21 protein-coding genes are annotated in these 24849 nt (G+C 74.9%); 9 read left to right on the top strand and 12 right to left on the bottom strand.

All coding sequences use genetic code 11. From position 1 onward, the window contains the following. The 4 genes from ACI1MP_RS32780 to ACI1MP_RS32765 all read right to left on the bottom strand — a co-directional run bounded on the left by ACI1MP_RS32780 (position 1) and on the right by ACI1MP_RS32765 (position 6007). The gene (locus ACI1MP_RS32780; protein WP_404870230.1) at positions 1-3396 is read right to left on the bottom strand and encodes a hypothetical protein; all 3396 of its coding nucleotides are present in this window, start codon (positions 3394-3396) and stop codon (positions 1-3) included. 11 nt (positions 3397-3407) lie between these two features. Next, entirely contained in the window at positions 3408-3764 is a 357-nt protein-coding gene (locus tag ACI1MP_RS32775) for a hypothetical protein (protein WP_232733860.1), read from the bottom strand. Positions 3765-3884: 120 nt separating this feature from the next. After that, positions 3885-4544 carry a double zinc ribbon domain-containing protein gene (locus tag ACI1MP_RS32770; RefSeq protein WP_380336978.1) on the bottom strand — a complete coding sequence of 220 codons (660 nt, stop codon included), beginning with the start codon at positions 4542-4544 and terminating at the stop codon, positions 3885-3887. Positions 4545-4666: 122 nt separating this feature from the next. Further along, positions 4667-6007 carry an NAD(P)/FAD-dependent oxidoreductase gene (locus ACI1MP_RS32765; protein ID WP_404870229.1) on the bottom strand — a complete coding sequence of 447 codons (1341 nt, stop codon included), beginning with the start codon at positions 6005-6007 and terminating at the stop codon, positions 4667-4669. 439 nt (positions 6008-6446) lie between these two features. Between ACI1MP_RS32765 and ACI1MP_RS32760 the strand changes: the two genes are divergently transcribed. Next, the gene (locus ACI1MP_RS32760) at positions 6447-8039 is read left to right on the top strand and encodes a TROVE domain-containing protein (RefSeq protein WP_404870864.1); all 1593 of its coding nucleotides are present in this window, start codon (positions 6447-6449) and stop codon (positions 8037-8039) included. Between the two features lie 187 nt (positions 8040-8226). Here ACI1MP_RS32760 and ACI1MP_RS32755 read toward each other — a convergent pair whose 3' ends face one another. From ACI1MP_RS32755 to ACI1MP_RS32740, 4 genes are all read right to left on the bottom strand, one after another. After that, positions 8227-8697: an NUDIX domain-containing protein gene (locus ACI1MP_RS32755; protein ID WP_380333429.1), complete on the bottom strand. Its 471-nt coding sequence runs from the start codon at positions 8695-8697 to the stop codon at positions 8227-8229. 105 nt (positions 8698-8802) lie between these two features. Further along, a complete protein-coding gene (locus ACI1MP_RS32750; RefSeq protein WP_404870228.1) occupies positions 8803-11022 on the bottom strand; it encodes an NADP-dependent isocitrate dehydrogenase in 2220 nt (739 codons plus the stop codon). Positions 11023-11167: 145 nt separating this feature from the next. Next, a complete protein-coding gene (locus ACI1MP_RS32745) occupies positions 11168-12637 on the bottom strand; it encodes an SDR family oxidoreductase (RefSeq protein ID WP_404870863.1) in 1470 nt (489 codons plus the stop codon). Positions 12638-12667: 30 nt separating this feature from the next. After that, the gene (locus tag ACI1MP_RS32740; protein ID WP_404870227.1) at positions 12668-13285 is read right to left on the bottom strand and encodes a CGNR zinc finger domain-containing protein; all 618 of its coding nucleotides are present in this window, start codon (positions 13283-13285) and stop codon (positions 12668-12670) included. 83 nt (positions 13286-13368) lie between these two features. Between ACI1MP_RS32740 and ACI1MP_RS32735 the strand changes: the two genes are divergently transcribed. Then, complete coding sequence (locus ACI1MP_RS32735; RefSeq protein WP_404870226.1) at positions 13369-14949, top strand: MFS transporter; 1581 nt, start codon at positions 13369-13371, stop codon at positions 14947-14949. A 7-nt stretch (positions 14950-14956) separates the two neighbouring features. On the opposite strand, the gene ACI1MP_RS32730 is transcribed toward ACI1MP_RS32735, so the two are convergent. Then, positions 14957-15202 (bottom strand): hypothetical protein, encoded by a 246-nt coding sequence (locus tag ACI1MP_RS32730; protein WP_404870225.1) that lies wholly within the window; start codon positions 15200-15202, stop codon positions 14957-14959. Positions 15203-15264: 62 nt separating this feature from the next. Then, on the bottom strand, positions 15265-15945 hold the full coding sequence (locus ACI1MP_RS32725) for a pyridoxamine 5'-phosphate oxidase family protein (RefSeq protein ID WP_380333434.1): 681 nt from the start codon (positions 15943-15945) through the stop codon (positions 15265-15267). 237 nt (positions 15946-16182) lie between these two features. Between ACI1MP_RS32725 and ACI1MP_RS32720 the strand changes: the two genes are divergently transcribed. Both ACI1MP_RS32720 and ACI1MP_RS32715 read left to right on the top strand, forming a co-directional pair. Then, on the top strand, positions 16183-17046 hold the full coding sequence (locus ACI1MP_RS32720; protein WP_380333435.1) for a universal stress protein: 864 nt from the start codon (positions 16183-16185) through the stop codon (positions 17044-17046). A gap of 203 nt (positions 17047-17249) precedes the next feature. Further along, positions 17250-17744 (top strand): DUF4240 domain-containing protein, encoded by a 495-nt coding sequence (locus ACI1MP_RS32715; protein WP_404870224.1) that lies wholly within the window; start codon positions 17250-17252, stop codon positions 17742-17744. Positions 17745-17772: 28 nt separating this feature from the next. Here ACI1MP_RS32715 and ACI1MP_RS32710 read toward each other — a convergent pair whose 3' ends face one another. Continuing rightward, the gene (locus tag ACI1MP_RS32710; protein WP_380333437.1) at positions 17773-19446 is read right to left on the bottom strand and encodes a PP2C family protein-serine/threonine phosphatase; all 1674 of its coding nucleotides are present in this window, start codon (positions 19444-19446) and stop codon (positions 17773-17775) included. 202 nt (positions 19447-19648) lie between these two features. On the opposite strand from ACI1MP_RS32710, the gene ACI1MP_RS32705 reads away from it, so the two are divergent. The 4 genes from ACI1MP_RS32705 to ACI1MP_RS32690 all read left to right on the top strand — a co-directional run bounded on the left by ACI1MP_RS32705 (position 19649) and on the right by ACI1MP_RS32690 (position 23557). After that, positions 19649-20770, top strand: coding sequence for a TerD family protein (locus ACI1MP_RS32705; protein WP_404870223.1), 1122 nt, complete (start codon positions 19649-19651; stop codon positions 20768-20770). A 253-nt stretch (positions 20771-21023) separates the two neighbouring features. Continuing rightward, entirely contained in the window at positions 21024-21578 is a 555-nt protein-coding gene (locus ACI1MP_RS32700; protein ID WP_404870222.1) for an EF-hand domain-containing protein, read from the top strand. A 183-nt stretch (positions 21579-21761) separates the two neighbouring features. After that, a complete protein-coding gene (locus ACI1MP_RS32695) occupies positions 21762-22892 on the top strand; it encodes a LacI family DNA-binding transcriptional regulator (RefSeq protein ID WP_404870221.1) in 1131 nt (376 codons plus the stop codon). Positions 22893-23176: 284 nt separating this feature from the next. Continuing rightward, positions 23177-23557 carry a hypothetical protein gene (locus ACI1MP_RS32690; RefSeq protein ID WP_380333440.1) on the top strand — a complete coding sequence of 127 codons (381 nt, stop codon included), beginning with the start codon at positions 23177-23179 and terminating at the stop codon, positions 23555-23557. Here ACI1MP_RS32690 and ACI1MP_RS32685 read toward each other — a convergent pair. Next, entirely contained in the window at positions 23508-24299 is a 792-nt protein-coding gene (locus tag ACI1MP_RS32685) for a sigma factor (RefSeq protein ID WP_404870220.1), read from the bottom strand. The two genes, ACI1MP_RS32690 and ACI1MP_RS32685, sit on opposite strands and share 50 nt — an antisense overlap. A gap of 185 nt (positions 24300-24484) precedes the next feature. Between ACI1MP_RS32685 and ACI1MP_RS32680 the strand changes: the two genes are divergently transcribed. After that, on the top strand, positions 24485-24841 hold the full coding sequence (locus ACI1MP_RS32680) for a DoxX family protein (protein ID WP_232733857.1): 357 nt from the start codon (positions 24485-24487) through the stop codon (positions 24839-24841). Positions 24842-24849 lie beyond the last annotated feature (8 nt).

Genomic DNA, 24849 nt, shown 5'->3' with positions numbered 1-24849 from the left:
TCAGTCGGCCGCCGCCGGCGCCGACTCCTCGGCGTCCAGCACCAGGTCCACCAGCAGCGGGACGAGCTCGGGGGCGACCCGGGCGAACTCCTCGACCACCTCGTCCCACGGGGTCAGCGCCAGCGCCTCGGCCAGCAGCAGCCGGCCTGCGGGGCCCGGCCCGCGCCGGGCCGCGAGCATCGCCAGCGCCCGGCCCCGGGAGGCGGGGTCCTTGAGCCCGTCGGCGAGTTCCCTGGCGGCCGGCCACTGGTCGTCGTCGGCCAGGCAGGCCGCCAGGTGCGGGACGGTGCGCTCCTTCAGCGGCGACGCCTCCAGTTCGGCCAGCCACCGTTCCGCGCGGGCGACGTCGCCCGCGGCGGCGGCGCCCCGGACCATGGCGGCGGCGCTGTTGTTCCACTCCACCTCGTAGTGCACGTCGGCCACCAGCGCCTCGGCGGAGTCCAGTTCGCCCTGGTCCACCAGCGACTCCACCACCAGGTGGAGCACCACGGCCGCGTCCCAGCCGTTGGCGAAGTTCTTGACCAGTTCCAGGCACCGGTCCAGCCGCCCGGCCGCCAGGCAGGCCTGCGCCGCCGCGTTCCGCAGCCACACCAACCGGGTCGGGCTGCGCTCCGCCGCCACCCCCGCCAGCAGTTCGTCCGCGATCCGCCCCGCCGAGCCGCGGTCGCCGATCGCACCGAACGTTCGCGCCACCTCCGCCAGCGAATCGCCGCGCTCCGCCGGGTGCTCCATCCGCCGACCGCGCTCCGCCTCGGCCAGCAGGAGGCTTCCGGCCTCGTCCCCGAGCCCGGCCGCGTGCAGGCCCAGTGCCACACCGAGCCGGTCGAGCGTTCCGCCGAAGTGGTCGTCCAGATAGTCGTCCTGACGCTGGAGGTGGCGGACCAGCCGGATCGCACTGTCGCGGTGGCCCAGTCGGCCCAGCGTCACCGCCGCCTCTCCGAGGGTCCGGCTGTTCGAGACGGCCACCGCACCGCGCCGCGCGACGGCCGCCGCGATGCTCAGCACCTCCGATGCCGCCCGACCGCGGCCGGCCTGCCACAGCACGTCGGCCGTCCGGACCCGCAGCAGGGCCCCCTCGCGATCGGTGGCCAGCTGCGGCGCCAGCGCGCTGCCGTGCTCCACGACGACGGCCACGGCTTCGTCGACCCGGCCGTCGCGCAGCAGCCTCCGCGCGACCGCATACCAGACCATCCACTGGTTGTCGGGCTCCGTGATCCCGTCGAGCGCCGCCACCGCCCCGTCGACGTCACCGGCCCGGGCCCGCCCCGCCGCGATCCGCGCGAGCGCGTACGCCCGGTCCTCCCCGGCGAGCTCCGACCGCTCCACCAGCCCCCGCGCGTCCTGGTGGAAACCGCCCCGGGCCAGGTCTTCGACGATGTCCGCCAGCGACCACTCCAGTTCGGCGGGGTCCAACCGCCCGACCGCCGCCACCGCCGCCTGCCGGCACCTTCGCAGCGGCTCCCGAACTCCGTCGCCGCCCGCCGCACGTCCGACGATCTCCGCGAACCACACCGCCCGCACACTGTCGTCCGACTCGGCGTCGGCGATGCCCTCCGCCAGGAGCAGCAGTTCCTCCGCCCGTCCCCGGTCGCCGAGCAGATCCCGCGCGGCGGCCTGTGCGGCCAGCAGCTCCAGCTGCCGCAGACCGCTCTCGATCCCGGCGGCGGCCAGCAACGCGTCGTGCGCGACGGCCCCGGCGAACTCCGGGTGCTCCACCGCGACGCGGTCGGCCGCCATGGCGCCGAGCAGCGCGGTCAGCGCGCCCGCCCGGCACCCGGCATCGGCCAGGCTCCGGCCCAGCTGCCACGCCTCCCCGAACCGCCGGGCGTCGACGAGCCCGCGCACCACCCCCTCCCGGCACCTGTCGCGGTCGATCGCGGCGTCCAGCCCGTCGGCGACCGCCTTCGCCCGCGACAGCTCGCCGTCCTTCGCCAGCACCCGGGCGACCTCGGTCAGCGAGGCGATCCGGTCGTACGGGTCCCGGTGCGACAGCGCCAGGTTGATCGCCCGGTCCGGGTGGCCCAACGTCGCCCAGCAGGCGACGAGTTCGGTCGGCATCCGGGACGTGAGGTCGTGCAGCCCGTCCCGGGACACCGCGAGCCGCAGCGCCCGCTCCACCGACACCTCGCCACCCCGGCCGGCTCGGGCCACCAACTGGCCCGCGGTCGAGCCGAGTTCGCCGAGCGCGTCGAAGTCGGAGCCGCTGACCTCCCACAGTCGATGCTGGCGCGCCCGGTCGGCGACCAGCTCCACCAGCCGTTCGTCCTCGCCGAGTTCGCCCAGCAGGCGCCCGTAGCCGCGCAGCAGGTACTCGGGCGTTCCGGCCGGCCAGCCCGCCGCGCGGTGGCCGTCCGCCCACCGGTGGAGCCGCGTCCGGTGCTCGGCGAGCTCCCGGCGGTCCAGCAACTCCTCGGCGCTGCGCCGGATCTCCTCGTGCGCCAGCAGGTACACCCCGGGGCCGGCGGCGTCCCACTGGCCGGCCCGCCGCTGGAAGCTGCGGCCGTGCACCGCCGACAGCTCGCGCTCCACCAATCGCCTTGGCCGGTCCACCAGTTCGGCCAGGTCGTGCGCACTCAGACCACCACCGGCGGCGACGGTGAGCCCGACCAGCTCCCAGCCCAGGCCGCCCGTTTCCCGGAGGCGCAGCAGGTCCTCCTCCGCCTCCCAGCGGATCGCCTGCGCAGCCTCCGACAGCTCCAGCGGATGGTCGATGTCCGTCGTCCGCAGCGGGTGCCCGGACGGCACGTCGCCGGGCACGGGCGGGTGCGGGCGGCCCGCCAGGACGAGGCGCAGGCCGTGCGGCGGGGTGTGCGGGAGGAGGGCGGCGATGCTGTGGCAGTCGGGGCCGGGGCGGACGCCGCGGTCCTCGTCCAGGCCGTCGATCACCAGGGCCAGGCGGCGGCCGCGCCGGGCGCAGTGTTCGGCGGCGCGGTCCAGCGCGAGGCGGAACTGTTCGTCCCGGCTGTGCGGCGTGCTGAGGGGTTCCTCCTCCCCCAGCAGGGCGTACAGCTGACGCTGCACCACCTCGCAGAAGGCGGCGACGTCGGCCTGACCGGCCAGCCGGGAGGTGATGAAGAACGCCGCCACGTCGACCGCGTCCGGCGGGTGCAGCACGAACTCGGCCAGCAGTGCCGACTTCCCCGCCCAGGCGGGCGCGAGCCACCGCCAGTACCCACCGGGTCCGGGCTCCGCACAGAACGTGCGCAGCTGCGCCAACTCCTGTTCCCGGCCGACGAATGCGCCCGCGGCGAGGGCCCGCACCTGGTGCAGGTAGCCGGAGACGGCGATCGACCGGCCGGCGCCGAGGTGCACGTCGCCGAGGTGGACGCCGCTGTTGGCGTAGCCGCCCGTCCGGGCGCTCGCCGTGCCGCTCCCGCGTACCGTCGCCCCGCTCACGGCGCGACCGATCAGCCCTGCCGGTGGCCGGAGTTGGCCACGCCGCCGTCCTCGGCCCGGGCCTCCCCGGTGCCCGTCACGCGGACCTGCCCCGCCGCCGGGGCGGAGCCGTCGCCCTGGTGACCGGTGTTGGCGATGCTTCCGCTGCCCGTGGCGATTGCCGCACCGGTGTTGGCGACCTCGATCGCGCCGGGCCGTGACCCGCGGGCGGGGACCAGCGCGGCGACGGCCGCGCCGAGCGCCGCGATCGCGACCAGGCCGGAGACCACGCCGGACACCTTGTTGGCCTGGTCCCAGGTCAGGAACGACAGCACTCCGGCGAACAGGGCCACCGCGCCCCCGGTCACCACGATCACGGTCCGCTGCACGACGAGCTCCCCACATCCGTCGACTGGTGCCCATACTTCAGCAGAGACCCGCCCGCGCACGCAAAACCGGACGGTGCGCTCGCCCCGCGCACCGGTCGGCGCCGCTCGCAGGCCTCAGCGTCAGCGCCTGGTGCCGCAGCTGGGGCAGAACGCCGAGCCGGCGGGGACGTCCGCGTGGCAGGAGGTGCACTGCGGGGGCTGGGCGAGGCGGAAGCCGCAGGAGGGGCAGAACGGGGTGCCGTGGGTGTCGGCGCTGCACTGGGGGCAGACGAGTTGGCGCGGGGCGGTGACGTCGAAGTGCTGGGCCTGGGACTGGCCGTGCTCGTAGGCGTTCTGGGTGACGGCGTCGTTGAGGCCGCGCTGCTGGGCAGCGACGGCTTCGGCGGCGGTGTCGGGGGCGCAGCCCAGGCACAGGCCCTGGGCGGCGTTCCAGCAGCGCCCGCAGACGTACTGGGTGCAGCGGGCGCAGCGGTTGAAGTGCTGTTGGGCTTCGCCGATGGCACGCTGGAAGGCGGTGTCGCGGCCGCTGCCCCAGCTGGCGCCGGCCAGGCCGTCGGCGGCGTTGGTGAGGCCGCTGGAGGCGCTGCCGCCGAGCAGGCTCCACGCGGCGCTGACGCCCTTGTTGATCCAGCTCGCGGCCTGCCCGGTGCGGAACGGCTCGAACGGCGAGCGCCAGGTGTCGTAGCAGCGCGAGCAGGAGAACTCGAACTGGAATCCCGCGCCGGTGCCGTGCTGTTCGCTCAGGTCGCGGTAGTTGTTGCTGAAGTAGATCTCACTCATGGCCGCCGCCCCACCCTTACATCTTTCACAGTTTCGACGCACAGGCTGCCACACGGGTGTGCGGAGCCGGAACCGGGGTGCCGGTCCGAACCTCGGCCTGCGGGAAACCTCTTGAGGAAGGGTCAGCGGCCGAACAGGACAGGTCCCAGCACGGAGGGACGGAACAGCGCGCTCGGCGGTTCCACCATCGCGGTGACGCGGTGGAACGCGGCGGAGACGGCGGCGTCGGTGGTGGCGCGGGCGAGGACGCGGTCGAGGAAGCGGTGCTGGAGCCGGGCGACGGGGCCGCGCGGGCCGCCGGTGGTGCCGGCGAAGCGGACGTCCTCGCTGCCGGCCATCACCCAGGAGTTCCTCGTGGTGGCGGCGATCGCCCGGCGGGCCTCGCGGACGGTGGCGGGCCCGAGTCCGCCGTGCCGGCGGGCGGCTTCGCGCAGGGCGCGGGCGCCGAGCGCGGCGACGGTGATGCCCTGCCCGTAGACCGGGTTGAAGGTGCAGGCGGCGTCGCCGAGGGCGAGGAAGCCGGCCGGGTCGGTGCGTTCGTGGTGCCGTCGGACGCTGGGACCGGCGACGAACCCGCGGGCGGGGCCGACGGGTCGGGCGTCGGCGATGGCCTCGGCGATGGCGGGGTCGCGGAGTTCGCCGAGCTGCTTCTCGAACTCCTCGGGCTGGATTGACGGTTCGAACCCGCGCATGCCGCCGATGCCGACGAGCCACCGGTTGCCCTCGACGGGCAGCAGCACGCCGAACCGGCCGTGTTCGGGGGCCCGGCACTGCACGTACAGGGCGGGCTGGTGCTCGCGGCCGGGCGGGCGGTGGTAGAAGCGGCTGGCGTAGGAGACGCCGGCGTCGATCCGCTCGGCGGGGGTGGGGGGAAAGCCGAGCCCGATCAGCCAGCGCCCGGAGCGGGTGCCGCGACCGGACGCGTCGATCACCAGCTCGGCGGAGAGTTCGGTGACGGGCGCGCCGTCCCGGCCGCGCTCGCGCAGCTGCACGCCGGTGACGGCCCGTCGGCCGCCGAGCAGGCCGACCGCCTCGGTGCCCTCCAGGATCTCGATCGTCGGCTCGCTGCGGACCCGGTCCAGCACCACCCGGTCGAGCAGCGGACGGCTGCAGCTGAGCATCGCCAACTCGCTGTCGTGGGAGGCGAGTCGGCCCGCCGAGGTGAGCCACCGCAACCCGCCGGGGACGGGCACCAGCTGGGCTCCGGCGGCGAGCAGTTCGGCCCGGGCGCCCGGCATCAGCTCGTCGATGGTGCGGTGCCCGGCCTCCAGCAGCAGGGTCCCGTGCCGGGCCTGCGGCACGCCGACCCGGAAGTCCACGCCGTCCGGGTAGCGGTCGCTCTCCAGCACCACCACCCGACGTGCGACACCGCGCAGCGCCCACGCGGCCAGGCACCCCGCCGGTCCACCGCCGATCACCACCGCCGTGCCGCGGTCCCCGACCGCCCTCCCCGCAGGACTCATGCCCCGTACAGTAGGCGACACGACGCGCACCGTCACCGGGCCGCGCACACCCGGCCGAAGCCGCCCCCGCCCACCGCTGCCGCCCGGCGGGGCGCGCCCGCCCGCCGGGCGCCGCGCCCCGGGGGCCGACCGCGAGTCGGCTGCGCGATTAATTCGGATGACAGTGCCACGAGCGCCGCCTACGGTGTCTCCCGGACGCCTCCCGATGCGCTGGGTCTTCCGGTTACTTCCTGACTATGACGCACCGGCACCCGCTTCGACCACGGGGGGCGTTTCCTCGGCCTGCCGTGTTTTCCGGCCGCCACTCACTCGACCGACCCGCCTGGGGGACTTCTGCATGGCCCGTTTCAACCGTCAGCGCAGCAAGGCCGAGACCAGGGCGGAAATCCGCACCGAGACACCGGAGTTGTTCGCAGGCGGCGCCAGCGGGGCGCTGGTGATGCACGGGCGGTGGCCGGTCGTCCCGCGGGCCGCACCGGCGCCGGTCCGGTCGCCGATGCCGCAGCTCGGCCTCCCGCTGGTCAACCACCAGGGCGGGCCCGGATGGGAACGTGAGCCCCGGTCGGAGCTGTTCGTGCTCGCCGTGACGCACTTCTCCGGCCAGCAGACCTTCTACGAGAGCGCCGGCAGCCGTGAGGCACGCTTCACGTCGCTGGTGCGCCGCTTCGCCCTGGAGGATCCGGAGTGGACGCTGGGCCTGCTGCGCTGGCTGCGCGCCGAGGCCCACATCCGGTCCGCCGCGGTGGCCGGCGCAGTCGAGTTCGCCCGGGCCAGGGCGGAGGCGAAGGCCCCCGGCCACTCCCGGCAGGCCGTCGACGCGGTGCTCCAACGCCCGGACGAGCCGGGCGAGTTCCTCGCTCTCTGGACCGCCCGGTACGGCCGCCGGCTGCCCCAGCCGGTCCGCCGCGGACTCGGCGACGCGGTGCGCCGCCTGTACACCGGCCGGGCCCTGCTCAAGTACGACACCCCGTCGCACGCGTTCCGCTTCGGCGACGTGCTGGAGCTCACCCATCCCTCCCCCGCCGCCGACCGGCCCTGGCAGGGCGAGCTGTTCCGCTACGCCCTGGACCGCCGCCACCGCCCGCGGCACGCCCTCCCGCCCGCCGCCGAGCCGATGCTGACGGCCCATCACCGCCTGCTCGCCGTGCCGGTCGCGGAACGCGGCGCCCTACTGGACGGCCCGGACGCCGCGGGGATGCTCGCTGCCGCCGGAATGACCTGGGAGGCGCTGGCGGGCTGGCTGCAGGGGCCGATGGACGCGGCGGCGTGGGAGGCGGTCATCCCGTCCATGGGCCCGATGGCCCTGGTGCGCAACCTGCGCAACTTCGACGAGGCCGGCATCGACGACCGGGCCGTGGCCGAGGTCGCCGCACGGATCTCCGACCCGGCCGGGGTCGCCCGCTCCCGCCAGTTCCCGTTCCGCTTCCTGGCCGCCCACCGCGCGGCCCGCTCCGCGCACTGGGCGGACGCACTGGAGGCGGCGCTCGGCCACTCGCTGGCCAACGTCCCGGCGCTGCCCGGCCGGACGCTGGTCCTGGTGGACCGCTCCGGGTCGATGTTCTTCACCCCCGAAAGCCGCACCTCCCTCACCAGGGCCGACGCGGCGGCGGTGTTCGGCAGCGCGCTCGCGCTGCGCGCCGAACAGGCCGACCTGATCGAGTTCGGCACCGACAGCCGCAACGTGCCGCCGGCGCCGGACGGCTCGCTGCTGCGCACCGTGGACCGCTTCCACGACCTGGGCGGCACCGACACGGCGGGCGCGGTGGCCCGGCGCTACCAGGGCCACGACCGGGTGGTGGTGATCACCGACGAGCAGCCGCACTACTCCGGCGCGGCCGACCCGTTCGCCCCTGTGCCGCCCGAAGTCCCGGTCTACACATGGAACTTGGGCGGCTACCGACTCGGCCACGCCCCCACCGGACCGCACCGCCACCTCTTCGGCGGCCTCTCCGACGCCGCCTTCCGCCTGGTGCCGCTGCTGGAGGCCGGCGGCCTCGACCGGTGGCCCTGGGAGTCGCCGACCGCCGACTGATCGGCCGCCCCGGGACGACGAGGTGCTCTCCCCCTCGTCAGGACAGCAGGATCGGGTTAATCACCGCAGCCATCCGCCCGTCCGGGCGCCGGACCTCCACCCGGACGAAGCAGGTCTCGGCCGCCGAGACGCACCGGCCCGCCCCGCCGTCAACGGCGCCGCACGGCCGGGGAGTTCCGCGTCCGGCTCAGCCCGGGGAGAACCACGGGGCGGGGCTGTCGGCGAGGGCCTTCTCCAGCAGGAAGGCGTCGTTCGCGGAGAGCGGCGGCAGGGCGTCCAGCGGGAACCAGTCCACGGCGAGGGATTCGTCGTCGTTGACGTGGGCGGTGCCGGAGAGGAAGCGGCAGCGGAAGGCGACGTTGAGGAACTGGACCTGGTCGCCGTTGGCGCAGACCGAGGCGGGGAGGGTGTGCACGCTGGTGATCCGCTCGGGGCGGACGGTGACGCCGGTCTCCTCCAGGACTTCCCGCACCACCGCGCCGGCGGGCTGCTCGCCGGGTTCCACGATTCCGTGCAGCAGCGCCCAACGCCCGCTGTCGGAGCGGCGGTTGAGCAGGATCCTGCCCTCTTCCACGATCACCGCGGTGACGCCGGACAGCCACAGCGGGGCGTGTCCGATGTGCTCGCGCAGGTCGAGGATGAACTTCGGGGTCGCCATGCCCCGCACCCTACGCGACCGGACGGGCGCACCGACGCGGCACGCCGCCGCCGACCCCGCGAAGGGGCCGGCGGCGGCGTGCCGGTGTCAGAACCTGACGGAGCGTCAGGCCAGCGTGGCGAGCGCGTCGTTGAAGGTCTTCGACGGGCGCATCACGGCGGCGGCCTTGGCCGGGTCGGGCTGGTAGTAGCCACCGAGCTCGGCGGGCTGACCCTGGACGGCGATCAGCTCCTCGACGATGGCCTGCTCCTGCTCGGCGAGGGCCTGCGCGAGCGGCGCGAACGCGGCGGCGAGCGCGGCGTCCTCGGTCTGGGCGGCCAGCTCCTGGGCCCAGTACAGGGACAGGTAGAAGTGGCTGCCGCGGTTGTCGATGCCGCCCAGGCGGCGCGACGGCGACTTGTCCTCGTTGAGGAAGGTGCCGGTGGCGCGGTCCAGGGTGTCGGCGAGGACCTTGGCGCTGGCGTTGCCGGTGGTGGCGGCCAGGTGCTCGAAGGAGGCGGCCAGCGCGAAGAACTCGCCGAGCGAGTCCCAGCGCAGGTAGTTCTCCTTGACCAGCTGCTGGACGTGCTTCGGGGCGGAGCCGCCGGCGCCGGTCTCGAACAGGCCGCCGCCCGCCATCAGCGGGACGACCGACAGCATCTTGGCGCTGGTGCCCAGCTCCAGGATCGGGAACAGGTCGGTCAGGTAGTCGCGCAGCACGTTGCCGGTGACCGAGATGGTGTTCTCACCGCGGCGGATGCGCTCCAGGGAGAGCTTGGTGGCCTCGACCGGGGAGAGGATCTGGATGGTCAGGCCCTCGGTGTCGTGCTCGGGGAGGTACTTGTTGACCTTCTCGATCAGCACGGCGTCGTGGGCGCGGTTCGAGTCCAGCCAGAACACGGCCGGGTCGCCGGTGGCGCGGGCGCGGGTGACGGCCAGCTTGACCCAGTCCTGGATCGGCAGGTCCTTGGTCTGGCAGGCGCGGAAGATGTCGCCCGGCTGAACCGGCTGCTCAAGAACGGTCTCGCCGTTCAGGTCGACCAGGCGGACGGTGCCGGCGGCGCCGATCTCGAAGGTCTTGTCGTGGCTGCCGTACTCCTCGGCGGCCTGGGCCATCAGGCCGACGTTCGGGACCGAGCCGATGGTGGCCGGGTTCAGCGCGCCGTGGGCGCGGCAGTCGTCGATGACGGCCTGGTAGACGCCCGCGTAGGAGCTGTCCGGCAGGACGGCGAGGGTGTCGGCCTCCTGGCCGTCCGGGCCCCACATGTGGCCGGAGGTGCGGATCATGGCCGGCATCGAGGCGTCCACGATGACGTCGCTGGGGACGTGCAGGTTGGTGATGCCCTTGTCGGAGTCGACCATGGCGAGGGCCGGGCCGTCGGCGATCTCGGCGTCGAAGGAGGCCTTGATCTCGGCGCCGTTGGCGAGCTTGTCCAGGCCGGCCAGGATGCCGCCGAGGCCGTTGTTCGGGTTCAGACCGGCGGCGGCCAGGTCGGCGCCGAACGCGGCGAAGGTCTTCGGGAAGAAGGCGCGGACCACGTGGCCGAACAGGATCGGGTCGGAGACCTTCATCATGGTGGCCTTGAGGTGCACCGAGAACAGCACGCCCTCGGCCTTGGCGCGGGCGACCTGCGCGGCCAGGAACTCGTTCAGCGCGGCGGCGCGCATCACGGACGCGTCGACGACCTCGCCGGCCAGCACCGGGACCTTCTCGCGCAGCACGGTGACGGCGCCGTCCTCGGCGACCAGCTCGATGCGCAGCGCGCCGTCGGCGCCGATCACGGCGGACTTCTCGGTGGAGGCGAAGTCGTTGACGCCCATGGTGGCGACATTGGTCTTCGAGTCGGCCGACCAGGCGCCCATCCGGTGCGGATGGGTCTTGGCGTAGTTCTTCACCGACAGCGGGGCACGGCGGTCGGAGTTGCCCTCGCGCAGCACCGGGTTGACGGCGGAGCCCTTGACCTTGTCGTAGCGGGCGCGGACGTCGCGCTCCTCGTCGGTCTTCGGCTCGTCCGGGTACTCCGGCAGCGCGTAGCCCTGGGCCTGCAGCTCCGCGACGGCGGCCTTCAGCTGCGGGACGGAGGCCGAGATGTTCGGCAGCTTGATGATGTTCGCGCCGGGGGTCTTGGCCAGCTCGCCCAGCTCGGCGAGGGCGTCCGCGATGCGCTGGTCCTCCTGGAGGTACTCCGGGAAGACGGCGATGATCCGACCGGCCAGCGAAATGTCACGGGTCTCCACGCTCACACCTGCGGTGGCGGCGTAGGCCTGGACAACCGGCAGGAAGGAGTACGTGGCGAGGGCGGGGGCCTCGTCCGTGTGGGTGTAGATGATGGTCGAGTCAGTCACCGTAGCTCCAGCTTCCACGTCTGCAACGTCTTGACGTCAAGATATCTCGACTCGGGGGCATCTCCGCAACCAACCCCCCGTACGCGTCGCACCGACCGGCCCCACCGGCCCGCTCCGGAGCCCGTTCACCGGCGCCCGCCTGCGCTCAACGACGCTCCGCCCGGGCGGCGATGTTGCGGGCCATCCCGCCGAAGACGACCGCGTGGAACGGCGCGACCGACCACCAGTAGGCCTGGCCGGCCAGGCCGTGCGGGTGGAACAGGGCGCGCTGGCGGTAGTGCGCGCCGGCGCCCTCGGGGGTGACGGTGAGCTCCAGCCAGGCCAGGCCGGGCAGCCGCATCTCGGCGCGCAGCCGCAGCAGCCGGCCGGGTTCGATCTCCTCGACCCGCCAGAAGTCCAGCGAGTCGCCGACCCGCAGCCGCCCCGGCGAGCGCCGGCCGCGCCGCAGCCCGACGCCGCCGGCCAGCCGGTCGAGCGCGCCGCGCACCCACCAGGCGAGCGGGAAGGAGTACCAGCCGTGCTCGCCGCCGATGCCCTCCACCACCTGCCAGAGCGCCTGCGGGTCGGCGTCCACGTGCCGCTCCCGGACGTCCTGGTACAGGCTCCCGCCGGCCCAGTCGGGGTCGGTGGGCAGCGGGTCGCTGGGCGCGCCCGGCAGCGCGGCGGAGGACCAGCGGGTGGCGACCTCGTCGTCGCGGATCCGGCGCAGCGCGAGGGTGACGGCCCGGTCGAAGCCGATCGCGCCGCCGGGCGGGTCGGGGATCCACCGGGCCAGGTCGTGCTCGGCGCACACCACCTCGTACCGCAGCGACTCCACCAGCGGCCGGGCCAGCCCGCCGGGGACGGGCGTCACCAGGCCGACCCACTGCGAGGACAGGCCCGGGCTGAGCACCGGCACCGCGAGGATCAGCCGGTGCCGCAGACCCGCCGCGCGGGCGTAGCGCTGCATCATCGCCCGGTACGTCAGCACCTCCGGCCCGCCGATGTCGAACACCCGGTCGGTGTCCGGGCCGTCCGGCAGGCCGGCCGCGCCGACCAGGTACCGCAGCACGTCACGCACCGCGATCGGCTGGATCCGGGTGTCCACCCAGCGCGGCGTGACCATCACCGGCAGCCGCTCGGTGAGGTGCCGCAGCATCTCGAACGAGGCCGACCCGGAGCCGATCACCACCGCCGCCCGCAACTCGGTGACGGCCACCCCGCCCTCGCGCAGCGCCCGCCCGGTGGCGACCCGGGACCGCAGGTGCGGCGACAGCTGCCCCTCCGGCACGTCACGGGGCACCAGCCCGCCCAGGTAGACGATCCGCCGCACCCCCGCCCGTGCGGCGGCCCGCCCGAACGCGCGGGCCGCGTCCCGGTCCACCGCCTCGAAGTCCGGCCCCGTGCCGAGCGAGTGCACCAGGTAGTACGCGACGTCCACCCCGTCGAACGGCCCGTCGAGCGTCCCGCCCCGGGTGACGTCCCCTGCGACGACCTCCACCGCCCCCCGCCACGGATGGTCCCGCAGCCGCGCCGGCTCCCGCACGAGACACCGCACCTCGTGCCCGGCCGCCAACAGCTCGGGCACCAGCCGCCCCCCGAGATACCCCGTCGCCCCCGTCACCAGACACCGCACCGCCACCACCGCCTCCTCGGTCCGCCCCGGTCAGTTCAGCCGATCATCGCCGTCCCGGCCAGCGCGGGTCCCGGCGGTCCGGGCGCGGCGGTGGGCGGCGACGCGTTCGCGGGTGGCGCACCGGCGGGAGCAGTAGCGGCGCTCGATGCCGCTGCCCTGGGCGAGGTACACGTTCCCGCAGCGGGACGCGGCGCAGCTCCCGCCGGGCGGGCGGCCGCGTTCCCACAGCAGGACGGCGAGGGCCAGGCAGGACGAGGCGATCAGCCATTCGTCCCACGGTGCGTCGTCGTCGTGGTCGAGGTGGGGGTGCCAGCCGGTGGCGCCGCCGTGGGCGGTGAGCCGCAGCGGGCCGGTGCGTTCGCGCAGCAGGCGGTTGAGGACGGCGGCCGCGCCGTCGGTGTCGGGCGCGACGAACACCTCCCGCAGGAGGGCGGCGGCGGCGCGCAGGGCGTCCACGTCCTCGGCGGTGAGATCGACGGGGTCGGGTTCGCCGTGGGCGCGCAGGATCGCGGCGAGGTCGGCGGGGGCCGGGTCTCCGGCGAAGGCGTTGATCACGGCGGTGGCGCGCCGGGCCGAGGTGAGGACGGACGGTCGCAGCGGCGGGTCGGTGGCGGCGGGTGTGGTCGGCACGTCGGCAATGTAACGCATCTTGTCGAGTTTTCCGTTACCGACGTAGCGTCCGGCAGGTGATCAGGTGTTCTTTCCTCGGACGGTGTCTGACGGGGGCCGCGATGGCCCGAACGGGCGACGAGATGTCGGGGCCCGCCCTGCTGCTGGTGGGTTTCGCCGCAGCGGGCTCCACCGGCGAGGCCTCGGCCCTGCTGGCGGCGCTGACCGCCGCATCGGCGCTCGGCGGCCCCCTGCTCGGCGTCCACCTCGACCGCGCCCGCCACCCCGGCCGCCTGCTCGCCCGGGCCCTCGCGCTGTACGCGACAGGCCTCCTCGCCGTCCTCACAGCCCTGGGCCGGCTCCCGCTGCCTGCGGTCCTGGCCATGGCCGCCGCGACCGGCCTGCTCGGCCCCGCCCTCTCCGGCGGCTGGACGGCCCAACTCCCCCGGGTGGCGCCGCCCGACCGCCTCCCCCGGGCGAACGCCCTCGACGCCATGACGTACGACACGGCAGCCCTGGCGGGCCCGGCCCTGGCCGGCACGGTCGCGGCCACCCTCGGGGCGGACGCGGCGGTCCTCCTCGCGGCAGCCCTGATCGCCGCCGCCCTGCCGGCGGCCTGGACGCTGCCCGCCCGCGACAACGCCTCCGGCAGGTCCCGCCCGGGCCGGGACGTCGCATCCGACCATGACGACTGCCCCAGCCGGGACATCGGGCCGGACCGCGACGAAGCCCGGCCGGACAGCACCGATGCCCGCTCCGACCGGGACCGAACCCGACCGAGCCACGACCGCACCCGCCCCGAACACGGCACCAGGTCGAGCCACGACGAGCCTCGACCGGACGGCGACGAAGCCCACTCCAGCCGAGACCGAACCCGACCGAACCACGACCGCACCCGCCCCGAACATGGCACCAGGTCGAGCCACGACGAGCCTCGGCCGGACGGCGACGAAGCCCGCCCACGCCCCGTCGACGCCTGCCCGGGCCAGGACCCCCAGCCCGACCGTCACCGCGCCCGACCGGACCGGCACGCCGCCTCGCACCACGACGATCCCCGCTCCGACCAGGACCCGAACGGCACCCGCCCAGCCCGCAAATCCGGCTCGATCCGCTCCGAACTCGCCGCCGGCCTAAGGTTGTTGACGTCCCGCCCGGCGCTGGCCCGGGCGACGTTCGTCTCGGTCGGCGTCTGTGCGGCCCAGGGCATGCTGGCGGCCTGCCTCCCGCTGCTCGGCGAACGCGCACTGGGCGGCGCGAGTCGTGGCCCGCTGCTGCTGACGTGCACGGCGGTGGCCGCCCTGCTGGCGAACGCGGCGCTCGCCCGACGCCCCCACCTGCTCACACCGGACTCGGCGGTCCGCCTCGGCGCGCTGCTGCAGGCCGTCGCGCTGGCCCTGGCCGCGACCGGCGCGAACGGCCGGCCGTGGGTGCTGCTCGCGGCGGCCGCCCTGGCGGGCCTCGGCGACGGGCCGCTGCTGACCGGCCTGTTCGCCGTCCGGCACCGCGAGGCGCCGGCCCACCTGCGGGGGCAGATCTTCACCACGGGCGCCAGTCTCAAGATCACCGCTTTCGCCCTGGGCGCTGCCCTGGCCGGCCCGCTCGCCACCCACTCCGTCCCGGCCACCCTCGCCGCGGCCGCCGCCCTGACGGCCGCCACGACACTCGTCGGACCGCGAGCCGCAGAGCCCGCGTCCGACGGGTGAACGCCCGCTACCAGCCGCGACCCGACCAGCGGAACTGCTCGTCGTCGGGTTCGTCCCGCCGCTCCAAAACGCCTGTGGAGACCAGCTGAAGAAGCATCTCGTGCAGCGCGTTCCCCAACGGGTTGTCGGTCCAGAAGATCCGCTTGACCTGCGTGAACGTCACGGGCTCGGCGAACAGCCCGAGCGCGCGGCCGAGCTCGAAGGCAGCGCCGTCCCAATCGGTCCAGTCGTCCAGGCCCTCACGGAGATTCATGGGCGGATCATGTCAGCAGGCGTTCGCACCGGCTCGACCCGCCTTCACCGCAGGCGACTCCGTCAGGTGGCCGACGCAGTGCTGATCGTCCGTCCGGTGACGGTCGCGGGGGTCAGGCGGACCCAGCGGCCGTGGGCCGGGGGCTGGGGGAGTTCGGCGAGCAGCGCGGGTTCGGTGACGTAGGCGAGGGGGCCGACCATCAGGACGCTCCAGCCCTGGCGCAGGTCGGGGTCGGCGTGGTCCACCTCGAAGGCGGCCTCGCCGCCCGCGGCCGGGGCGAGCACCCCGTCCGGGTTGGTGCGGTAGAGCACGGTGCGGTCGTGCACCAGGTAACTGACCGGTCGCACCACCGGGCCGTCGGGGCCGGTGCGGGCGAGGCGGCCGAGGCCGCTGGCGCCGATGCGGTCCCAGCAGTCGGCGGTGCCGAGTTCGCCGAGGACGGGAGGTCCGACCATAGGGAGGCTGTCGGAGCGGGGCGCGGCGCTCGCGCCGTGGACGCGTTCGGCGGGGCGGCCGGAGACCAGTTCCTGGTAGTCCAGGCCGAGGACCGCCGCGAGGCGCAGCAGCGCCGGCGGGTCGAAGTCGCTGTCGAGTTCCAGCACCCGGCGCAGGTAGGCGATCGACATGCCGGCCCGGGTCGCGGCCTGCGCCTCGGTCAGCCCGAGGTCGGCGAGGCGGTCGGCGAAGCGCCGGGCGCGCGCGGTCTGCGGGGCGGGGGCACCGGCTGCGTGTTCGTTGGTCACTTCGGTCACCTCCCTGACGGTGGCGGTACCCCCATGGTGCGCGCCCGGGGGCGACTCCGGCAGAGGCGTTGGGCCCGTTTGGACCCACCGCGACGCCCGATCCGCCGAAGGGACCAACGTCCCACCCGGCCGGGCCCCGCGACCCTGGCGGGCCTTCTGGCGTGGGGGAAGAGTGGTCAGCGATCCCGAGGCGGGCCAAGAGGCCCGCGGGGAACCCGAACAGGGAAAGGCACTGCCATGACTCGTCCCGTTCTCGCCGCCGTCGACGCGTCCGTCCGCAGCCGGGCCGCCGCTCACTGGGCGGCCCAGGAGGCCGGCCGGCGGGGCGCTCCCCTGCGGCTGCTGCACGCCTGGCCGTACCTCGGCCGCAAGGCCAACGACCTGGTCAAGATGGACGACCTGGAGACGGGCGCGCAGAGCATGCTGGGCGACATCGTCCAGGAGCTGGCCGCGGCGTACCCGGGGGTGGCGGTCTCCTCGGCGCTGGTGCCGGACTCGGCGATCGACGGTCTGACGGAGGCCGCCGAGGAGGGGCAGCTGCTGGTGATCGGCACCCGGGGCCTGGGCGGGTTCCGCGGGCTGCTGGTCGGCTCGGTGAGCCTGGGCGTGGCCGGCCGGTCGAAGACGCCGGTGGTGCTGGTCCGCGAGGGCGGCCCGGCCCTGGAGTCGCCCGAGCCGGAGGTGACGGTCGGCTTCGACGCGCTCGAACCGGCGGACGCCGTCCTGGAGTTCGCGTTCGAGGAGGCGCAGCTGCGCGGCGCCCGGGTGCGGGTGGTGCACGGCTGGGAGCTGCCGCCGACCTACGGTTACGCGGGCTGGGTCCCGGTGGAGACCGAGCGCCAGGAGCTCGGTGCGCTGGCCGTCGGCATGGTCGCCGACGCGGTCGCGCCGTGGCGGGAGAAGTACCCGCGGACGCTGGTGCTGGAGGACGTCCGGACCGGTGGCGGCGCGGCCGCCCTGGTGGAGGCGTCCGCGCAGTCGGACCTGGTGGTGGTGGGCCGTCGCCGCCGCGCCCTCAACATCGGCCCGAAGCTCGGCTCGGTCGCGCACGCGGTGATCCACCACGCGCAGTCCCCGGTGGCGGTCGTCCCGCACGACTGACACCCCCTCGACTCCCGGCCCCTCCCCCGGGCCGGGTCGCCAGGCCGCCCCGTCCTCACCCACCGCCTCCGGGTGGCGACGGGGCGGCCGCGCGTTGTCGTACCCGGCGGGCAGGCTGACCGGCATGGACAACGACGAGTTCTGGCAGCTGATCGACTCCGCCCGGGCGGCGGCCACGCCCGCCGTCCTTCGAGCGGGCCCTGGTGGACGTGCTGGCCACCCGCCCGGAGCCGGAGATCCTGCGCTTCGAGGCCTGCTTCGACCGCCTGCACCACGCCCTGTACCGGTGGGACGTCTGGGCGGCGGCGTACCTGATCGGCGGCGGCTGCTCCGACGACTCGTTCATGGACTTCCGGGCCGGCGTGATCTCCGAGGGCCGCGCCTGGTACGAGAAGGTCCTCGCGGGGCCGGACGTGATCGCCGAGCACCCGGCGGCGGTCGGCGAGGACCGCTTCGAGGCGGAGGACGTGTTCTTCAACGAGGCCGTCAACTACGCCGCGTCGTACGCCTTCGAGCGCCGCACCGGCGACCGGGCCGGCTTCCACCTGGCCTACGAGCGCCACCGCGCCGAGCTGGGCGTCGCCCGGGTCGGGCCGGTCGAGCGGGACGCGGGCATGGGCGAACCGTTCGACTTCGACGACGACGCCGAGATGCACCGCCGCCTGCCCCGCCTGGCCGCGCTCTACCTCGTCGACTGACCAGCCAAGCAAGACAGTTGACGAGGCGTCAGCGGTCGAAGCGGAACGCCAGCAGCGTCGCGTCGTCCTCCGACAGCGGGCCGGACATGTCGCGGACCACGGCGTCCACCAGGTCCTGCAGGGTGGGCTCCGCGGCGTGCGCCTCGACGGCCGCGCACAGGGCGTCGAGGCGCACGTCGATGTCCTGGTCGCGGCGTTCGATCAGGCCGTCGGTATAGAGCAGCACGGTGTCGCCGGGTCGGACGAGTGTCTCCGCGGCGCGGTAGGCGGCCTTCGGCAGGACGCCGAACGGCGGGCCGATCTCGGCGGGCACCAGGGTGGCCCGGCCGTCGCGCAGGAGCACCGGCGGCGGGTGGCCGGCGCAGATCCAGCGCAGCAGGTGCCGGTCGGGGTAGTAGCGGGAGACGATCGCCGTGGCGGTGGACTCGTCGCTGTCGTCGCAGGCGATCCGGTTGAGCCAGCCGCCGAGCGACTCCACCAGGGCGCCGGTGAACGCCAGCCCGGCCAGCGCGTGCCGCAGCATGGACATCAGCGCGACCGCGTCCAGCCCGTGGCCCCGCGCGTCGCCGACCGCCAACAGGGCGCGCCCGTCCGGGAGTTGGCGGACCTTGAACCAGTCGCCGCCGACCCGGCCCTCGGCCGGGCGGTAGGCGACGGCGGTGGTGACGCCGAGGCCGATCAGCGTCGCGGAGCGCGGTTGCAGGGCGTCCTGGAGGCGCTGGACGACGGAGTGCTCGGCGTCCGCGCGGCGGGCCTGACGCTCCGTCTCCTCCTGCTGCTCGCGCAGTCGGCGCTGGCTCTCGTACAGCTCGGTGACGTCCTGCAGGACGGCGCGCAGGCCCTCGATCGGGCCGCCCTCGTCGCGGACCACCTCGGCCACCAGCCGGACCCGGCGGGGCCGGCCGACGCCGTACAGCTCGGTGAGCACGTCGATGTCGGCGCCGGTGGTGAGCAGCCGGTCCAGGGCGCGGTACAGCGCGGGGCGGGCGGTCTCGGTGACCCGGCCGAGCATCTCGTGGAGGGTGAGGGTCTCGGTGTCGGGGGTGCGGCCGAGCAGCACGGCCAGGCCCGGCGAGATGTCGAGCCGGCCGTCGCGCAGCGTCCACTCGGCCCAACCGACCCGGGCGATCCGCTGCGCGGCCCGGGCCACCTCCTCGGTCCGGTCGTCGGTCCACAGCAGCAGCAGACGGCGGCCCAGCCGGTGCACGGTGAGGCGCTCACGGCGGCTGCGGGCGCTGCCGTCCGGCCCGGCGCCGTCCCACCGCACGGGCACGCCGCGCGCGGCGTGCCCGGTGCGCAGCACCTCCTCGACGGCGGTCGCGACCGGCTCCGTCCACAGCCCCGGGTACGCCTCCCGCAGCGACACGCCGTGCCCCTCGGCAGCCCGCCCGGACAGCTGCTCCGGGTGGTGCGGGTGCCGGACGACGGCCTCGTTGGCGATCACCACGGCCAGGTCCAGCACCGCGCCGTCGGAGCCCCGGACGGGTTCGGCGAGCACGGCCGCCTGCGGGACGGCGTCCAGCAGCCGGTGCAGGTCCTGCTCCGGCGGACGGGCCAGGTCCGGGTCCAGCGCGGCGTCCGGGACGATCGGCGGCGGTCCGGGCGCGAGCTCCGGCCAACGGGCGGGGTGCTCCTCGCGCAGCCGGCGGACGGTACGGCGCAGCGCCTCGCCCCAGTCGGCCTGCTCGGCTCGCCCGTACAACCCTCGCCCCTCTCCGCTCGGCGTTCCCTGCCACTGTTCCGGCCCGCTCCGCCGCCCGACGACCGCACCGGCCCGGACGGGTGAGCGCCGCCACCCGCCCGGACCGACACTACGTCACCACCCGTCCACGGACCGGGGAACCCCCAGCTCAGGCGGGGCGTTGTCGGCACGGAACGATCTTCGGTTCAAGTGGAGGACCAGCATGTCAACGGCCTTGGCCAAGGGCGCCAACGTTCCTGTGCTCCGGGACGGCAAGGGCTCGGCGAGCGTCCTGATCGGCCTCGGGTGGCAGGCCGCCGGCGAGTACGACCTGGACGCGAACGCCCTGCTGTGCGACGCCGACGGGAAAGCGGTTTCCGACCAGCATTTCGTCTTCTTCAACAACCTCACCAGCCCCGACGGCGCCGTCACCCACCTCGGCGACCCGGGCGACGGCACCGACCGCGAACGGCTGCGCGTCGACCTCGGCGCGGTCGAGGCCCGGGTGGAGCGGATCGTCTTCACGGTGGCGATCTACCAGGCCGACCAGCGCCACCAGGCGTTCGGCTCGGTGCACGGCGCGTACGTCCGGGTGGCGGACGCGGCGGGCGGCGGCGAGCTCGCCCGCTACGAGCTCGGCCCGGAGCTGACCACCGAGACCGCCGTCGTCTTCGGCGAGCTCTACCGGCACGGCGGCGGCTGGAAGTTCCGCGCCATCGGCCAGGGCTACTCGTCCGGCCTGGCCGGCATCGCCACCGACTTCGGCGTCGCGGTCCTGGCCCCGGCGCCGGCCGCGCCCGCGACACCCGCCCCGCCCGCGGCCTCCGCGGCTCCTGCCGTGCCGCCGATGCCTGCCGCTGCCCCGGCCCCCGCGGCCGTCCCCGCACCGCTTCCCGCGCCATTGCCCACGCCCACGGTGGCGGTGCCTGCCGCCGTCCTGCCCGAGCCCTCCGGAGGTTCCCCGGTGACCTGCTTCTTCGACCCCGCCCACGGCCCCGGCACCGCGGCCGTCCTGTGGTCCCCGCAGTGGGGCGTCCCGCGCCAGATCCAGTCCTGCGGCGCCTGCGCCCAGCGCGTCCAGACCACCCCGCCGCCGTACTACACCGCCCCCGCGGCCGCCGGCTACCCGCAGCAGGGCTACCCCGCCGCCCAGCCCGGATACCCCCAGCAGGGTGGCTACCCGCAGCAGGGCGGCTACCCGCCCGAGCAGCCCCAGGGCCGCCGCTTCGGCACCGGCGCGCTGATCGGCGCCGGCGCGGCCGGCCTGGTCGGCGGCGCCCTGCTGAACGAGGCCTTCTCCGACGACGCGCCGGACGTGGTCGTCAACAACTACTACGAGGACTGATCCTTCCTCGGCTGCGCCCCGGCCGGTGATCCCGGGTCGGGGCGCAGCAGCCGGAAAACGCTTTCCCGCTCCGGCGTGCCGGTGCGCGCACGCTGCGGGCGAAGACCGATCGCCGGCACCGGCACTCGGCTCCGTCGACAGGGTGAAGTTCCCTCCGGGCGATTGCCTGATGATTCGTCGCCGATCCACCGTGCTCCGGGAGTTTCGGCGGGCAGGCGCGCCCCGCCGCCCGGGCGAGAGAGCGGAGACAGGAATGCCTGCTGATGTGAAGAACCAGAAGTTCACCATGCTCTTCGACTGGTTCGACCAGGGCCGCGACGGCGTGCTCACGCACGACGATTTCCGGGCGATGGGGGCACTCTTCGGCAGGCCGGCCGCGCCGGACGACCGGGAGAACGCCTCGGCGATGCGGAGCGCGTTCGAGGAGTGGTGGCGCGTGCTGCTCGCCCGCGGCGACGCCAACGGGGACGGGCAGATCGACCGCAAGGAGTTCCTCGACCTGATGGCGGCCGACATCACTGCTCCGGAGCACTTCGAGAAGGCGGTGCCGGCGATCGCGGACGCGCTGATGCGCGCGCTGGACACCGACCATGACGGCGTCCTGAGCAAGGACGAGTACGTGCGCATGTACGACGCCCTGGGGATCCCGCCCGTGCACTCGGAGGATGCGTTCCGGCGGCTCGACCGCGACGGAAACGGGGTGATCAGCCACGACGAGTTCCGGACGGCCATCACCGAGTTCTACCTGAGCAGCGACGAGAACGCGCCCGGGAACTGGCTGATCGGCCCCATCCAGCAGGGCGGCTGACCCGCGCCGGGACGCACCGGCCCCGGCTGCCGAGAGGAGACCCGGCGCGAACTCGGCGCTGCACGGACTCGGCGCTGCGCGAACTCTTGACGGTGCATCGACCAACACCTACGGTGCGGACACCGGTGGCCCCGGGCGGGTGGCCACGGCATCCCCCGTTCCGCGCCAGGAAGGGCGGCCGCGTTGCCCGTTCACCCGCTCCCCCACCCGAGCGGCGCCAGCCCCCAGCCGGGCGGCGCCGACCCGTTCCCGATCCTCGACCGACCCGACCGGCCCGAACGATCCGAACGGCCCGACCGGCCCGACCGGCCCGATCCTGAGCGGCCGTCGTCCGGGCCCGGCCCGACGCTCGCTCAGGTCGCCGCGCACGCGGGCGTGTCCAGCGCCACCGCGTCCCGGGTGCTGAACCGGTCCGCGCCGGTCTCGGCGCAAATTGCCGCGCGTGTCGAGTCCGCCGTCCGCGAGCTGCGCTACGTCCGCCGCCGGGCGTCCGCCGCGACCTCCCGCGACACCGGTGCGATCGCCGTCGTCGCCTTCGCGGACGTCCTGCGCTTCCACGCCGACCAGTTCCCCGTCCGGCTCCTCGCCGGGGCGCAACGCGTCGTCCCCGATCGGGAGTTGGTGGTCCTCACGGCGGGGCCCGGGCCGGCCAGGCCGTCGCTGGTGCGGTACCTGTGCGGCGGCCACGTGGACGGGGTGCTGCTGGTCGGGCGGTGGGGCGATCCCGCGCTGCCCGGGCTGGTGCAGGCGGCGGGCGTGCCCGTGGTCGCGCTGGGGCGGCCCCCGCAGTCGCAGCGCCTGGCGCACGTGGACGCCGACAACCTGAGCGGCGCGCGCGCCGCCGTCCGTCTGCTGCACCGGGCCGGCCGCCGGCGGATCGCCACCATCGCGGGCCCACCCGACACCGCCGCCGGCGCCGACCGCCTGGCCGGGTACCGCCGCGCCCTGCTCGACCACGGCGACCCGGCCCGCTGCGCGGTGGCCTACGGCGACTTCGGGTCCCGCTCCGGCGAGCACGCCATGGTCCGGCTGCTCGACCAGTTCCCGGACGTGGACGCCGTGTTCGCCGCCTCCGACGCGATGGCCGTCGGCGCCCTGCGCGCCCTGCGCCGACTGGGCCGCCGCGTCCCGGACGACGTCGCCGTGGTCGGTTTCGACGACTCCCCCGCCGCCGCCTCCGCCCGCCCCGGCCTGACCACCGTCCGCCAACCCGTCGAGGACCTCGGCGCCCGCGCCGTCGAACTCCTCCGCGACCCGTCCCCGACCCGCTCGGTCGTCCTCCCCACCCACCTGGTGGTGCGCCAGTCCTGCTGAGCGGCGCGGCGTCGGATCCAGGCGCAGTTCCGGTCCGTGACCGGCTCCGGTGCGAACCCGCGCAACGGGTCGTCGGGGCCGTCCGGGGCGGACCTGGTGGACCTCGCGCGGCAACGGCGTCGGCCCGGACCCGATCGTGCCGCACGGCTCGGGCGTCGTCGCTGCCCCGGTGGTGCCCACGGAGCCTCCTCGGCGAGGACAGCCTCGGGCCGACTCTGCGATCATCGTCGAAATCCGGGCGCCGACACCGGCGAACCACTGAGCAGCGAGGACGCGAGGACGACATGGCAGACACCTGGCGGCAACTCCAACCCCTGCGCGTGGCGCCGGCCTGGGCGATCGACATGAACAGCCTCTACGCCGTGGACCCGTCGCCCGACACCATGGAGTGGTTCTACGGATCCGTGCTGATCAGCGGCCACCTGGTGCACAACGGGCTCTGCTTCGACGCCCGTTGGGAGCCGGAGGGGGATCCCGACGGCTGCTACCAGGTCGACTTCCTGCAACTCGCCGGGTTCCCGCGCAAGGGAACCCCCACCGGCGTGCACACCTGGCTCGGCACCTGGACCACCCGGAGCCGGACCGAACTCGTCGCAGTCCTGGAGGAGTTCATGTTCACCCAAAACCCGCCGGCCGGAATCGTGCCCCCGCCTCCCGCCCAGTGACACGACCCGCCGGCCGCGGCTCCGCCATCAGCACCACCCGGTCCGCGACGGGGTCGAACCCGAGCACCGGATTCCCGTGGTCACCCTCGGCCGTCATCGCCACCACCTTGCCCAACCGGCGCCCGATCGTGCGCAGCAGGCCGCACAGGAGGTCCACCCCCGCCTGCCCCTGAAGCTCGCGCAGGTCGACGTCGAAGTCGATCTCGTCCTCGGACCTCGGCCGGAAGATCACCAGCACCCCCGCCACCGGCTGAACCCGCAGCTCGACCGTCTCCGCATCGACCGGACGCGCGAACACCTCCGCAGCAGCCGGAAGCGCCCCGCCCGGGCTGACGCCGACCCGCCACTCCCACGCCCACCCCGACGCCTCGACCAGGTCGAACAGCGCCTGCCAGTCCTCGACCGAGACATCCGGCACGGACAGGTCGGGCAGAGCGCCCATCAGATCGGGGTCGAGAAAGTCCCTGACGTCGTCCCACAGCAGATCCGGCATCCCGCCATCCTGCCCTGACGACCCGCCTCGCGGCCGCCGGGCGCGGGCCCGCAGCTGATCGACGCAGAGCCGGGCGGTGACGGTGGTCAACCAGCCGTCGGGGTTGTCCAGGGTGATGGTGTCGAGGGCGTGGACCCTGGTCCAGGCGGTCTGCACGGCGTCCTCGGCGTCCTGCTGGGAGCCGAGGACGCGGTGGGCCAGCGAGAGCAGTCGGGGCCGGGCCGCCTCGAAGTGTTCGATCAGTTCCACGACAGGGGTCACCTTTCGGGTGCGGGGGTCGTCAGGAGGGGCGAGAGAGCGACCGGCCGGGGCCCGGACGGGTTTCCGCCCGGTCCCACCTGCACCTTCGAAGTGAATCGTGGAGTCGTGATGAGTGTACTGTGCGCCGATCCCCCGTCCTGGCAGGCGGATTCGTCGGACCTGGGGCGGCGGCGGTGAGCGGGGTGACGCAGGCGGTGCTGTCGGCCGTCACGGTGTGCTGCGTGCTGGCGAACGCCTTCGAGGTCGGGGCGAAGGCGCTGCGGGCCCGGTTCGTGGTGCAGAACGCCACGGAGGTGGGCCTGGCGCCGCGCTGGATTCCCGCGCTGGCTGTCCTGGAGGGCGCGGGCGCGGTCGGCGTGCTGGCCGGCCTGTGCGGGCTGCGGCAGTTGGGGCTGGCGGCGGCCGTCGGCCTGGTGCTGTTCTTCGTCTGCGCGGTGCTGGCGCACCTGCGGGCCCGGGTGCTGCACAATCTGGCGTTCCCGCTGGTGTTCCTGCTGCTGGCGGCCGCCGCTGTCGCCCGTTTCCGGTGAACCCGCCT

Origin of the sequence: Kitasatospora griseola (assembly GCF_044999035.1) — a bacterium.
GTDB classification, from domain to species: Bacteria; Actinomycetota; Actinomycetes; order Streptomycetales; family Streptomycetaceae; genus Kitasatospora; species Kitasatospora griseola.
The sequence above is the reverse complement of the archived record's forward strand: the minus strand, read 5'-3'. Positions and strand labels throughout refer to the sequence as shown.